Below are 12,525 nucleotides of genomic sequence, written 5' to 3'. Positions count from 1 at the left end.
TGGCGGCTTGCGGGCGTTGCGTCCAGAGGCCTCAGTTGGCCGGCGTCATGCGATAGAGCGTCCCCTGCCCGACGCTGAGAAACCAGATCGAGCCGTCCGGCGCTTCGCGGATGTCACGTACCCGTTCGGTGGCGGCGGATTTGATCTGCTCGCGCTCGCGCAACGGCTCGCCGTCGAGCCGCGAGATGTAATCGAACTTCAGCGAGCCGACAAAGAGATCGCCGCGCCATGCGGGCCAGAGCTTGCCGGAATAGAACATCATGCCCGAGGGGGCGATCGAGGGATCCCAGTAATGCTCGGGCTGTTCCATGCCGGACTTGGCGGTGCCTTCGCCGATCTTGGCTCCGGAATAATGCCGGCCATAGGCGATGACCGGCCAGCCGTAATTGGCGCCGCGCCGGATCCGGTTGACCTCATCTCCGCCGCGCGCGCCATGTTCGTTGACCCAGAGGTCGCCTTGCAGATCGAGCGCCGCGCCCTGCGGGTTGCGGTGGCCATAAGACCAGATCTCGGGCTGCGCATCGGGGCCGAGATCGGGGTTGCCCGGCGCCGGGGCGCCGTCGCGGGTGAGATGCAGGACAGATCCGTTGTGGCGTGTCACATCCTGCGCCGACGGCCGGTCGCCCCGGTCGCCGATGGTCAGAAACAGCGTGCCGTCGCGGGCCTCGACCAGCCGCGAGCCGAAATGCTGGCCTTTGCGGCTGGGCGCGGTCATCGAAAAGATCGTCTTGACCTGGGTAAGCTGCCCGCCGTCCTCGCTCAGCCGGCCGCGCATTACCGCAGTGCCGGCGCTGCGGCCCTCGGGCCTGGCGTAAGAGAGGAAGATTTCGCGTCTCTGGCGGAAATCGCGCGGCACCAGCACGTCGAGCAGCCCGCCCTGGCCCACCGCCGCGATCGGCGGCAGCCCGGCGACTTCGGAATGCTTGCCGCCCCGGCCCACATGCAGCAGCCTGCCGTCGCGCTCGGTGATCAGCAGCCCGCCACCGGGCAGGAAGCCCACCGACCAGGGCTCGTCGAGACCGCGCACTACCGGGGCCACCTCGACCCGGCCAACGGATGTGTCGAGCGGCGCGGCCGCCAGCCCGCTCGCGGCCAGCAGGAATGTCAGAACGAGACGCAGCATGGGATCCTCCTGTTTGCCGTCAATACGATAGTGCACCAGGACCGGCCGGCCATCCGCCTGATGTTTTCGTGATCAACCACCCCTGACCCGGCGGCAATCGGTCTTTTCTTTGCCAGAAACCGCGCATAGGCTGGCCGCCGGATAGTGTTATCCAATCAGGGAGACATCACGATGAAAAAGTTTTTGCTGGCAACAGCGCTGACCGGCCTGGGGGCAATGACCGCTCAAGCGGCGAGCCACTCCGAGATGGTCAAGGTGGGAATCATCCTGGGCTTTACCGGCCCGCTCGAAACCCTTGCTCCGGCGATGGCGGACAGTGGCGAAATGGCGCTGGCCGAGGTCAACGAGGCCGGCGGCATTCTCGACGGCATGATGGCCGAAGCGGTGCGCGGCGACGGCACCTGTGCCGATGCGGCAGCAGCTACCGCTGCGGCCGAACGTCTGGTCACCTCGGACGGCGTCTCGGCCATCCTGGGCGCGATGTGCTCGGGCGCGACCGGCGCGGTGCTGACCAATGTGTCGCTGCCCAATGGCATCCTGCAAATCTCGCCGTCGGCGACCTCGCCGGGCCTGTCGTCGATCGAGGACAACGGGCTGTTCTTCCGCATGGCGCCCTCCGACGCGCGTCAAGGCGAGGTGATGGCCGAGATCATCATGGAACGCGGCATCGACGAGGTCGCCGTGACCTATACCAACAACGATTACGGCTCGGGCCTCGCCTCGTCGTTCCAGCAGGCCTTCGAGGCGGCCGGCGGCAGCGTCACCCTTTCGGCCAGCCATGAGGACGGCAAGGCGGATTACTCGGCCGAAGTCGGCTCGCTGGCCTCGGCCGGCGGCGATGCGCTGGTGGTGATCGGCTATGTCGACCAGGGCGGCTCCGGCGTGATCCAGGCGGCGCTCGACACCGGGGCGTTCGAGACCTTCGTGCTGCCCGACGGCATGATCGGCACCGCGCTTGAAAACAACTTCGGCAGCGACATCGACGGCAGCTTTGGGCAGAACCCCAGCGTCGAGAATGAACGCGGCGACGAGTTCCTGGCCATGGCCGAAGCGGCCGGTTTCGACGGCACATCGGTCTATGCCAAGGAAGCCTATGATTCGATGGCGCTGATCCTGCTGTCGATGGCGGCGGCGGGGTCGACCAATGGCGCCGATGCGGCGGCCAAGGTGATGGAGCTGGCCAATGCCCCGGGCGAGAAGATCTATGCCGGCGAACTGGCCAAGGCGATCGAACTGATCGCGGCCGGCACCGACATCGATTATGTCGGCGCCTCTTCGGTAGAGTTGATCGAGCCGGGCGAAGCCTCGGGCGGCTATGCCGAGATGGAAATGAAGAACGGCAAGCTGGAAGCGATCGGTTACCGCTGATAAGAGCTTTGCAGTCATGAGATGGAAACAGCCCGGCGGTCCCGGGCTGTTTTGCCAAAAGGGGGGCAGATGGCGTGATCCGGGTTGAGAACCTGCACAGACATTTCGGCGGATTTCACGCCGTGGACGGCGCGACGCTGGAGATCGAGAAAGGCTCGGTCACCGCATTGGTCGGCCCCAACGGCGCCGGCAAGACGACGCTGTTCAACGTGATCGCCGGCGTGCTGCCGCCGACCTCGGGCAAGGTCTTCATGGAGGATGAGGACATCACCGGCCTGGCGCCGCATGTGCTGTTTTCCAAGGGTCTGTTGCGGACCTTTCAGGTCGCCCATGAATTCGGCTCGATGACCTGCCGCGAGAACCTGATGATGGTGCCCGGCGGGCAATCCGGCGAAACGCTCTGGAACACCTGGTTCGGCCGCAGGCGGATTGCCGAGGAGGAACGCGCCCTGCGCGCCCTGGCCGATCAGGTGCTGGAATTCCTGACCATCTCGCATCTGGCCGATCACCCGGCCGGGGCCATCTCGGGCGGGCAGAAGAAACTGCTCGAACTGGGCCGCACGATGATGGTCGACGCGCGCATCGTCTTTCTCGACGAGGTCGGCGCCGGGGTGAACCGGACGCTTCTGAACACCATTGCCGACGCGATCCTGCGGCTCAACAAGGAACGCGGCTATACCTTCTGCGTGATCGAGCACGACATGGATTTCATCGCCCGGCTCTGCGATCCGGTGATCGTCATGGCCGAGGGCAAGAAGCTGGCCCAGGGCACGATCGACGAGATCAAGGCCGATGACCAGGTGATCGAGGCCTATCTCGGCACCGGTCTGAAGAACAAGGAAACGGTGTGATGGCGGCAGCGCTGCGCAGGTGGGGGCCAGCCCCCACACCCCCGCGGTATTTCCAGCAAGAGGAAGGAGCGGCGCATGGCTGACCCCTTTCTGATCGGCGAGGCGATGACCGGCGGCTATGGCAAGGGGCCGGACATCCTGCACGAGTGCACCATCGCGGTCGACAAGGGCGAGATCGCGGTGATCGTCGGGCCGAACGGCGCCGGCAAGTCGACCGCGATGAAGGCGGTCTTCGGCATGCTCGATGTGCGCTCCGGCGCGGTGCGGCTGGACGGACGCGAGATCACCGCGCTCAGCCCGCAGGACCGGGTGGCCCGCGGCATGGGCTTCGTGCCGCAGACCAGCAATATCTTTGGCGCGATGTCGGTCGAGGAAAACCTCGAGATGGGCGCCTTTATTCGGCGCGACGACATCCGCGGCACCATGGAGCAGGTCTATGACCTGTTTCCGATCCTGCGCGACAAGCGTCACCAGGCGGCGGGCGAATTGTCGGGCGGGCAGCGCCAGCAGGTGGCGGTGGGCCGGGCGCTGATGACCCAGCCGCAGGTGCTGATGCTCGACGAGCCGACCGCCGGGGTGAGCCCGATCGTGATGGACGAGCTGTTCGACCGGATCATCGAGGTGGCGCGCACAGGCATCTCCATCCTGATGGTGGAGCAGAACGCCCGCCAGGCGCTCGAGATCGCCGACAAGGGCTATGTGCTGGTGCAGGGGCGCAATGCCCATACCGGCAGCGGCAAGGACCTGCTGGCCGACCCCGAGGTCCGGCGCAGTTTTCTGGGGGGCTGAGATGGACATTCTGAACGCATTGGTGGTGCTGGCCAATTTTGTCCTGATCCCGGCCATCGCCTATGGCGCGCAGCTGGCGCTGGGCGCGCTGGGGGTGACGCTGATCTATGGTATCCTGCGGTTTTCCAATTTTGCCCATGGCGACACCATGGCCTTTGGCGCCATGGTCACCATTCTGGTCACCTGGGCCTTGCAGGGCTGGGGCGTGAGCCTCGGGCCGCTACCCACCGCGCTGCTCGCCCTGCCCTTCGGCATTCTCGGCTGCATGGCGCTGGTGCTGCTGACCGACCGCCTGGTCTATCGCTTCTACCGGGCGCAGCGCGTCAAGCCGGTGATCCTGGTGATCGTCTCGATGGGGGTGATGTTCGTCTATAACGGCGTGGTGCGCTTTGTCATCGGCGCCGACGACCAGCGTTTTGCCGATGGCGAGCGGTTCATCATTTCGGTCCGGGATTTCAAGGCGCTGACCGGGCTGGAGGAAGGCCTGGGGATCCGCACGACCCAGGGTCTGACGGTGGTGACGGCGGTGATCACCGTGGCGCTGCTGTTCTGGTTCCTCAACCGCACCCGCACCGGCAAGTCGATGCGGGCCTATTCCGACAACGAGGATCTCGCCCTGCTCTCGGGCATCAATCCGGAACGTGTGGTGATGATCACCTGGCTGCTGGTGGCGACCCTGGCGACCATTGCCGGCACGCTTTACGGGCTCGACAAGACCTTCAAGCCCTTCACCTATTTCCAGCTGCTGCTGCCGGTCTTTGCCAGCGCCATCGTCGGCGGTCTGGGCAGCCCGGTGGGCGCTATTGCCGGTGGCTTTGTCATCGCCTTTTCCGAGGTCGGCATCACCTATGCCTGGAAGAAGGTGGCGGAATACCTGCTGCCCGAGGCCTGGGAGCCTGACAGCCTGCTGCAACTTCTGGGCACGGATTACAAATTCGCGGTGAGTTTTGTCATTCTGGTGATCGTGCTGCTGATCCGGCCCACCGGGCTCTTCAAGGGGAAATCGGTATGAGCCAATCCGTGAAAACCTTCGGCCTGTTCGGCCTTGTGGCCTTGCTGATCCTTGGCACCGGCTTTGTCCAGAGCTGGAATTCGGCGCTGCTCATTCTCAACATGGGGCTGGTTTCGGCGCTGATGGCGCTGGGGGTCAACCTGCAATGGGGCTTTGCCGGGCTGTTCAACGTCGGTGTTATGGGCTTCGTGGCGCTGGGCGGGCTGGCAACCGTGGTGATCGCCATGCCGCCGGTGCGCGCAGCCTGGGCGGCTGGCGCCAGCGGTGTTCTGGCGGCGCTGGCGGTGGGCGCTCTGACGCTGGCGCTCGCGGTCTGGGTGACGCGCAGGATGGCCCGAGGCTGGCCGCGCGCCCTGGTGTCTCTGAGTGTGCTGGTGGCGGGCTTCGTGATCTACCGGGCGCTCTTTGATCCGGCGGTGGCGGAGATCGAGCGGATCGACCCGGCGCTGACCGGCTATCTCGGCGGGCTGGGCCTGCCGGTGGTGCTGGCCTGGCCGGTGGGCGGGCTGCTGGCCGCCGGCGCGGCCTGGGTGATCGGCAAGACCGCGCTGGGGCTGCGCTCGGACTACCTGGCGATTGCGACGCTGGGCATTGCCGAGATCATCATCGCCGTGCTCAAGAACGAGGATTGGCTGGCGCGTGGCGTCAAGAACGTGATCGGCCTGCCGCGGCCGGTGCCTTATGAGATCGATCTGCAAAACGATCCGGCCTTTGTTGAGCGCGCCACCGGGCTGGGGATCGACGTGACCACCGCCTCGACGCTTTATGTCAAGCTGGGCTACGGGCTGATGTTCGCCGTGGTGCTGATCGGCGTGCTGGTGCTGGCGCAACTGGCGCTGAGCTCGCCCTGGGGACGGATGATGCGCGCCATCCGCGACAACGAGGTGGCGGCGCGGGCCATGGGCAAGGATGTGACCGCGCGGCACTTGCAGGTCTTTGTCCTGGGATCGGCTATCTGCGGCGTCGCGGGGGCGATGATGACGACGCTGGACGGCCAGCTGACGCCGGCCTCCTACCAGCCGCTGCGCTATACCTTTCTGATCTGGGTGATGGTGATCGTCGGCGGATCGGGCAATAATTTCGGTGCGGTGCTGGGCGGCTTCCTGATCTGGTTCCTCTGGGTGCAGGTCGAGCCGATCGGCGCGGCGGTGATCGATCTGGTGACCTCCGGGATGGCCGACGGGTCCTGGCTCAAGGCGCATCTGCAAGGCTCGGTCCAGCACATGCGGCTGTTGACCATGGGGGTGATCCTGCTCTTGGTGCTGCGGTTTGCGCCGCGGGGCTTGCTGCCGGAACGGTAGGCCAGACGGGCTTCGGGCCTGCTGTCCGGGGCGCCTGCCTAACGCCCCTTGAACAGCCCGCCGAGGATGCCACGGACGATGCGGCGGCCGGTGGTGCCCTTGAGCTCCTTGATCACGGCCTGGGTCATCGCCTCGCCGATGCGCGCGCCCGGTGAATATTGCCGGCGCGCGGTCGAGCGGGGCACCCGGGTGCCGGAATAGCGCCGGCCCGCCCGGTATTCCCGCTCTGCCACCTCGGCCTCTTCCTCCCGGCGCTCGGCCGCTTCGGCGGCGGTTGCCGCCTCTTCGGCGCGTTGGGCGAGGATTTCATAAGCCGACTGGCGGTCCTGCGCATGTTCGTATTTGCCGGCCACCGGCGAGGCGGCCATCACCTGCGCCCGGGTCGCGGCGTCGATCGGCCCGAGCCGGGAAGAAGGCGGGCGGATCAGCGTGCGTTCCGCCATGCTCGGCACGCCCTTGTTCTCCAGCAGGGAGGTCACCGCCTCGCCGACGCCGACCTCGCGGATCGCCGCTTCGATGTCGAAGCGGGGGTTGTCGCGGTAGGTTTCGGCCGCCATCCGCAGCGCCTTGCGATCGCGGGCGGTAAAGGCGCGCAGCGCGTGCTGGATGCGGTTGCCGAGCTGGCCGAGGATATCCTCGGGCACGTCATCGGGGTTCTGGGTGATGAAGTACACGCCGACCCCCTTGGAGCGGATCAGCCGGGCGACCTGTTCGACCTTGTCGACCAGCGCCGGCGGTGCGCCGTCGAACAGGAGATGGGCCTCGTCGAAGAAGAACACCAGTTTCGGCTTGTCGGGGTCGCCGACCTCGGGCAGCTCTTCGAAGAGCTCCGACAGCAACCAGAGCAGGAAGGTGGCATAGAGCCGCGGCGCCCCCATCAGCCGGTCGGCGGCGAGAATGTTGATCCGCCCCCGGCCTTCGGCATCCCGGGTCATCAGATCGCCGAGATCGAGCGCCGGTTCGCCAAAGAGCCGCGCGCCGCCCTGGTTTTCGAGCACCAGCAGGCGGCGCTGGATCGCACCGATCGAGGCGGTGGAGATATTGCCGTACCGCAGCGACAGATCCCTGCGGCTCTCACCGACCCAGACCAGCAACGCTTGCAGGTCCTTGAGGTCGAGCAGCGGCAGCCCCTCTTCATCGGCCAGTCGGAAGGCGATGTTGAGTACGCCCTCCTGCGCCTCGGTCAGCTCGAGCAGCCGGGCCAGCAGCAGCGGCCCCATCTCGGAGACCGTGGTGCGCACCGGATGGCCCTGATCGCCGAACAGATCCCAGAAGGTGACCGGGAAACTCTCATAGGTGTAGTCGTCAAGGCCGATCCGGGCGGCGCGCTCCATGAACGCCGCGTGCAGCTTGAAATCCGCGCGCCCGGCGGCGGCCAGCCCGGACAGGTCGCCCTTGACGTCCGACAGGAACACCGGAACCCCGGCCTTCGCAAACCCTTCGGCGAGGATTTGCAGCGTCACCGTCTTGCCGGTTCCGGTGGCGCCGGCAATCAGACCATGGCGGTTGGCATAGCCCAGCCTGAGGCCCTGACGCGCGCCATACTCCGGCCCGCCGCCGCCGATGAAAATCTCTGTCATGCCCTGCTCCGCCCCGGTAAAACCACGCCCGGCGCGAAAAAATCGCGCCGGGCAACCTTAACTTAACCTTTCTGTATCAGTCTCGGCAATGTCCGGCGCAGGGCTCTTGCCTGACGGCCGGATTGACTTCCTCCCTGTCAGACTGGCCGTGCCTGAGAAGGTGCGGCCCTTTTTTCGCGTCTTGGACCTTGCGGGGTCAAAGCGCTTTCGAAGCCAACCCCGAAAAAGTGAAAACTTGCCTGTTGACCGAAGGCAAAATTCTTCGTAGCGTCCCGTCAATGACTAAGTCGGCCAGTCCGACGGGGAGCAAAAAAATTCGAGGAGAGGCCGGTTTCCCGGCCTCTTTTCTTTTTCCGCCAAAGGCTTGCCTCCGGTGCGTTGACATCCCTTCACGGATATATGCACGATATGGGCCAAACGGATGGCGAAGATCGCCTGACAGGCCCGGACGGGCGTGCTAAGCGCTGCACCGAGGATGAAGCCGAACCATCCGACCGATGACATCTCAATCAGAGGGGGGCAAGATGCCCAGATTTCTTTCCTTCATGCCCGTGATCGCCCTGTTGGCCCTGTCGGCCCCGGTCATGGCACAGGAGACCGCAGACGGCGACGCCACAGCGACCGAGAGCGAAACGCCGGCCGGGGAAACCGCAGAACCCGCCACCGGCGATACGGTGCCGTCCGACGGCGAACCGGCGCTTGGCCAGACCTATGTAAAGGAAGAGGTTGGCGACTGGGAGCTGCGCTGCATCCGCACCGAAACGCCCGCCGACGATCCCTGTCAGCTGTACCAGCTGCTCAAGGAAGGCGACGGCAACGCGCTGGCCGAGATCTCGCTGTTCCGTCTGCCGGAAGAAGCCAAGCTGCCGGCCGGCGCCACGGTGATCGTGCCGCTCGAGACGCTGCTTACCGGCCAACTGGGCATTTCGGTCGATGGCGGCCAGCCCAAGAGCTATCCGTTTTCCTTCTGCAACCGCCAGGGCTGTTACGCGCGGATCGGCCTGACCGCCGAGGATATCGCCGCCTTCAAGCGCGGCGCCGAAGCCAAGGTGATGATCCGCCCCTTCGCGGCCCCCGATCAGGTGGTGACCTCCACCATGTCGCTGACCGGCTTCACCGCCGGCTATGACAAGGCCAGCGTGATCAACCAGTAAGCGCCGCACCAGGCCCGAACACCAAGACGCCGCCCTCACAGGGGCGGCGTTTTTCGCTTCAGGACCGGGCCAATCCGTCAAGCACGGCACGGGCGGCCCGGATGCCCGGCGGCTCCTGCCCCTGCCCCAGCCGCTCCATGACCAGCGCCATGGCGGCCTTCTGGCTCTCTGGCGCCTCCGCCAGCCGCAACACCGCCGCGGCGATGTCAGCCGGCACACAGGCCTTGGCGACATATTCCGGCACGACGCGGGTGTCGGACACCAGGTTGACCAGCGTCACCGTATCGACCCGCAGCAGGTGCATGATCAGGGTCCGCGACAGCCAGTTCATGTCATAGGCGATCACCATCGGCGTGCCCGCCGCCGCCAATTCGAGCGAGACCGTGCCCGAGGCCGCCAGCGCCAGGTCTCCGGCACGAAAAGCCGCGCGCTTTTCGGCCTGGGCGCCCTCGGCCGCACCGTCGAGCACCAGCGGCGCGCCGGGCCAATCCGCCACCGCCTGCTGAACCAGGGGCACCACCGGGCCCGCCGCGGGCACCACCAGCCGCATGTCCGGGCGACGGGCACAGACCTCGCGCAAGACCTCGCCAAAGATCGGCCCCATGCGCGTGACCTCGCTGCGCCGCGATCCGGGCAGCACCAGCAGCAGCGGCGCATCGGCCAGACCGTGACGGGACCGGAACGCCAGAGCCTCGGCCGCGCTGGCCTGAGGATCGGTCACCACCGGATGGCCGACAAAATCGCAGCGCATGCCGGCGGCTTCCATATAAGGCGGCTCGAAAGGCAGCAGCGCCAGCACCTGATCGATGTGCCGCGCCATTTTGGCGGCGCGGCCGGGGCGCCAGGCCCAGACCGTGGGGGCGACGTAATGCACCGTGCGGATGTTGCTGCGCGCCTTGACGATCTTCGCCACCCGCAGACAGAACTCCGGCAGGTCGATGGTGATCAGCACGTCCGGCCGCGCCGCGATCACCGCCTCGGCAGCCTCGGTCACCCGGCGTTTCAGCGCGGGATATTGCTTCAGGATCTCGGTCAGCCCCATGACGCTGATGTCGTCCATGGGAAAGATGCTCGAGAGCCCCTCTTCCGTCATTCGCGGCCCACCGATGCCGATGAACTCGACCTCGGTATCGGGCAGAAGGCTGCGCAGGCCCGCCATCAACGCCGCACCGAGTTTGTCGCCGGATGGTTCGCCGGCAATGACGAAGACCCGCATCACTCCGCTTCCGCGAGAAGGAACACCCCGGTCTCGCCGGCCGCCGCGATCAGCGCCGCGCGGTCGATCAATACCACCTGATTTGCGGCAATCACGATGCCTTGCAGCCCGGCCCTGGCGGCGGCGCGCACCGTCTCTGGGCCGATCGCGGGCATGTCGACGCGCAGATCCTGGCCGATCTTGGGGCGTTTGACCAGAACGCCGCCCTTACCGCGCAGCGTCTGCGACGCCTCGGAGACAAAGCGCAGCATCTCGTCGGTGCCCTGCTGGGTCTCGATGCCAAGGGCGATGCCGGTGTCGACCACCGCCGCCTGCCCGACATCGAGCGGCGAGAGCGCGGTCAGGATCTGTTTCGCCCGGGTGATGTCGGCGCGGGCCGCCGCATCGGGTGCGTCGCCGGCCAGCAGGCCCGGCGCGGCGGTCAGCTCGGGCAGCAGCTCATGCGCCCCGATCACCGCAAACCCGGCCTCTTCGAAGATCGAGACCACCAGCCGCACCAGCGCATCGTCGCCGCCCTGAAGCGCGGCGAGCAGCCGAGGCGCCAGCGACTGCATGAAAGGATCGAAGCTCTGCGGATCGAGCGGCGGCCGGCCGACACCACCGGCCAGCACCAGCCGTTCCACGCCGCGTTCCTTGAGATCGTCGAGCAGCGCGCCGAAGGCCTCGAAGCGGTGATGGGCATCAACCCGCGGCACCGGTGTCTCGACGCCGTCGAAGGAGACGCAGACCGCGTCGGGATAGGCCTCGGCCAGCGCCTTGGGCATGGCGCCGCGCCCGGCCAGGATCGCCAGTTTTCCGGTCATGGCGCTCAGCCTCCGGGGGTCAGGTAGTGGCGATCGCTGTCGCCGAGGATGAAATCGACGATCTCGCGCACATAGGCGCTCTGGGTCTCGGCGCCCAGCCGTTTGGCGCGTTCGACAAAGGCGCCCTCGCCCTGGGCCAGCATCTGAAAGGCCGCGCGCAGTGCGGTGATATCGGCGCGGGCCACACCCCGACGTTTGAGACCGACGAGGTTGAGCCCGTCGAGCTTGCCGCGCGGCGCCTGTACCAGACCATGCGGGATCACGTCATTGGTCACCATGGTCACCGCGCCGATGATCGCACCGTGGCCGATGCGGACAAACTGATGCACGCCGGCGAGCCCGCCGATGATCACCTCGTCCTCGATGATGCAATGGCCGGCCAGCGCGGCATTGTTGACCACGATCACCTTGTTGCCGACCTGGACGTCATGCGCGACGTGACAGCCGGCCATGAACAGCCCGTCATCGCCCACCCGGGTCACACCGCCGCCGCCGGCGGTGCCGGTGTTCATCGTCACATGTTCGCGGATGCGGTTGCGCTTGCCGATCACCAGCCGGGTCTCTTCGCCGGCGAACTTGAGGTCTTGCGGGATCTCGCCAATCACCGCGAAGGGAAAGATCACCGTCTCTTCGCCGATCTCGGTCTGACCGGAGACCACCACATGGCTCTTGAGCTCGACCCGCGGGCCCAGCACCACCTTGGGGCCGACATGACAGAACGGGCCGATCCGGCAGCCGATGCCGATTTCGGCGCCATCCTCGATCACCGCGCTGGGGTGAATGAAGGTGTCAGCCATCAGAGATCCATCATCGCGGTGAACTCGCATTCCGCCGCCATCTCGCCATCGACCGTGGCCACGCCCGAGAACTTCCAGACCTTGCCGCCGGGTTTGCCGCGTTCGGTTTTGACGTTCATCTCGAGCACGTCGCCGGGGATCACCTTGCGGCGGAACTTGCACTTGTCGATCGCCATGAAATAGATCAGCAGATCCTTGTCGGCCAGATCCATCGCCACGCCGATCATCACCCCCGAAGTCTGCGCCATCGCCTCGACGATGGTCACGCCGGGCATGATAGGTGTGCCGGGGAAATGGCCCTGGAAATGCGGCTCGTTCATGGTGACGTTCTTGATACCCTTGGCCGAGGAATAGCCATCGATATCGACCACCTTGTCGACCAGCAGGAACGGATAGCGATGCGGCAAAATCCGCTGAATCAGCTGGATATCCGCAGTTTTGAGTGGCTCGGTCATTGCTCTTGTCCTTCTTCCGTCCCGTGCGGGCCTTGACGCGCGGCTGTTGTCTTGTCCCTAGCAACCGGGGCGCGCC

General features: G+C 66.2%; 12 protein-coding genes. 6 read left to right on the top strand and 6 right to left on the bottom strand.

Annotation, left to right across the window (positions count from 1 at the left end; all coding sequences use genetic code 11):
* Positions 1-31: 31 nt before the first annotated feature.
* A complete protein-coding gene (locus BMW90_RS06350) occupies positions 32-1,123 on the bottom strand; it encodes a PQQ-dependent sugar dehydrogenase (protein WP_074835633.1) in 1,092 nt (363 codons plus the stop codon).
* Between the two features lie 171 nt (positions 1,124-1,294).
* Here BMW90_RS06350 and BMW90_RS06345 point away from each other — a divergent pair, with 171 nt between their 5' ends.
* The 5 genes from BMW90_RS06345 (at position 1,295) to BMW90_RS06325 (ending at position 6,444) form a co-directional block, all read left to right on the top strand.
* The gene (locus BMW90_RS06345; RefSeq protein WP_048531733.1) at positions 1,295-2,491 is read left to right on the top strand and encodes an ABC transporter substrate-binding protein; all 1,197 of its coding nucleotides are present in this window, start codon (positions 1,295-1,297) and stop codon (positions 2,489-2,491) included.
* A gap of 74 nt (positions 2,492-2,565) precedes the next feature.
* The gene (locus tag BMW90_RS06340) at positions 2,566-3,342 is read left to right on the top strand and encodes an ABC transporter ATP-binding protein (protein WP_048531732.1); all 777 of its coding nucleotides are present in this window, start codon (positions 2,566-2,568) and stop codon (positions 3,340-3,342) included.
* A 75-nt stretch (positions 3,343-3,417) separates the two neighbouring features.
* Complete coding sequence (locus tag BMW90_RS06335; RefSeq protein ID WP_048531731.1) at positions 3,418-4,131, top strand: ABC transporter ATP-binding protein; 714 nt, start codon at positions 3,418-3,420, stop codon at positions 4,129-4,131.
* Between the two features lies 1 nt (position 4,132).
* Positions 4,133-5,143 (top strand): branched-chain amino acid ABC transporter permease, encoded by a 1,011-nt coding sequence (locus BMW90_RS06330; RefSeq protein ID WP_074835631.1) that lies wholly within the window; start codon positions 4,133-4,135, stop codon positions 5,141-5,143.
* Positions 5,140-6,444 carry a branched-chain amino acid ABC transporter permease gene (locus tag BMW90_RS06325; RefSeq protein WP_048531729.1) on the top strand — a complete coding sequence of 435 codons (1,305 nt, stop codon included), beginning with the start codon at positions 5,140-5,142 and terminating at the stop codon, positions 6,442-6,444. Before BMW90_RS06330 ends, BMW90_RS06325 begins: the two co-directional genes overlap by 4 nt.
* A 38-nt stretch (positions 6,445-6,482) precedes the next feature.
* On the opposite strand, the gene BMW90_RS06320 is transcribed toward BMW90_RS06325, so the two are convergent.
* Entirely contained in the window at positions 6,483-8,024 is a 1,542-nt protein-coding gene (locus tag BMW90_RS06320; RefSeq protein ID WP_074835630.1) for a helicase HerA-like domain-containing protein, read from the bottom strand.
* 524 nt (positions 8,025-8,548) lie between these two features.
* On the opposite strand from BMW90_RS06320, the gene BMW90_RS06315 reads away from it, so the two are divergent.
* A complete protein-coding gene (locus BMW90_RS06315) occupies positions 8,549-9,178 on the top strand; it encodes an invasion associated locus B family protein (protein WP_074835628.1) in 630 nt (209 codons plus the stop codon).
* 58 nt (positions 9,179-9,236) lie between these two features.
* Here the strand turns inward: BMW90_RS06315 and lpxB are convergent, their stop codons facing one another.
* The 4 genes from lpxB to fabZ are packed head-to-tail and all read right to left on the bottom strand — an operon-like array spanning position 9,237 to position 12,449.
* A complete protein-coding gene (lpxB, locus tag BMW90_RS06310; RefSeq protein ID WP_074835627.1) occupies positions 9,237-10,394 on the bottom strand; it encodes a lipid-A-disaccharide synthase in 1,158 nt (385 codons plus the stop codon).
* A complete protein-coding gene (locus BMW90_RS06305; protein WP_074835625.1) occupies positions 10,394-11,197 on the bottom strand; it encodes an LpxI family protein in 804 nt (267 codons plus the stop codon). Before BMW90_RS06305 ends, lpxB begins: the two co-directional genes overlap by 1 nt.
* 5 nt (positions 11,198-11,202) lie before the next feature.
* Positions 11,203-11,994 carry an acyl-ACP--UDP-N-acetylglucosamine O-acyltransferase gene (gene lpxA / locus BMW90_RS06300; RefSeq protein ID WP_074835624.1) on the bottom strand — a complete coding sequence of 264 codons (792 nt, stop codon included), beginning with the start codon at positions 11,992-11,994 and terminating at the stop codon, positions 11,203-11,205.
* Positions 11,994-12,449: a 3-hydroxyacyl-ACP dehydratase FabZ gene (gene fabZ, locus BMW90_RS06295; RefSeq protein WP_048531719.1), complete on the bottom strand. Its 456-nt coding sequence runs from the start codon at positions 12,447-12,449 to the stop codon at positions 11,994-11,996. The genes lpxA and fabZ overlap by 1 nt, the downstream gene beginning before the upstream one ends.
* Between the last annotated feature and the right edge of the window lie 76 nt (positions 12,450-12,525).

Source organism: Marinovum algicola, from assembly GCF_900109145.1.
Taxonomy (GTDB): domain Bacteria; phylum Pseudomonadota; class Alphaproteobacteria; order Rhodobacterales; family Rhodobacteraceae; genus Marinovum; species Marinovum algicola.
Note: the sequence above shows the minus strand (reverse complement) of the source record. Positions and strands in the feature narration are given on the sequence as shown.

Coding starts and splice junctions, on each gene's coding strand:
- BMW90_RS06350 (WP_074835633.1), bottom strand. CDS start 1,123: ATGCTGCGTCTCGTTCTGACATTCCTGCTGGCCGCGAGCGGGCTGGCG.
- BMW90_RS06345 (WP_048531733.1), top strand. CDS start 1,295: ATGAAAAAGTTTTTGCTGGCAACAGCGCTGACCGGCCTGGGGGCAATG.
- BMW90_RS06335 (WP_048531731.1), top strand. CDS start 3,418: ATGGCTGACCCCTTTCTGATCGGCGAGGCGATGACCGGCGGCTATGGC.
- BMW90_RS06330 (WP_074835631.1), top strand. CDS start 4,133: ATGGACATTCTGAACGCATTGGTGGTGCTGGCCAATTTTGTCCTGATC.
- BMW90_RS06325 (WP_048531729.1), top strand. CDS start 5,140: ATGAGCCAATCCGTGAAAACCTTCGGCCTGTTCGGCCTTGTGGCCTTG.
- BMW90_RS06320 (WP_074835630.1), bottom strand. CDS start 8,024: ATGACAGAGATTTTCATCGGCGGCGGCGGGCCGGAGTATGGCGCGCGT.
- BMW90_RS06315 (WP_074835628.1), top strand. CDS start 8,549: ATGCCCAGATTTCTTTCCTTCATGCCCGTGATCGCCCTGTTGGCCCTG.
- lpxB (WP_074835627.1), bottom strand. CDS start 10,394: ATGCGGGTCTTCGTCATTGCCGGCGAACCATCCGGCGACAAACTCGGT.
- BMW90_RS06305 (WP_074835625.1), bottom strand. CDS start 11,197: ATGACCGGAAAACTGGCGATCCTGGCCGGGCGCGGCGCCATGCCCAAG.
- lpxA (WP_074835624.1), bottom strand. CDS start 11,994: ATGGCTGACACCTTCATTCACCCCAGCGCGGTGATCGAGGATGGCGCC.
- fabZ (WP_048531719.1), bottom strand. CDS start 12,449: ATGACCGAGCCACTCAAAACTGCGGATATCCAGCTGATTCAGCGGATT.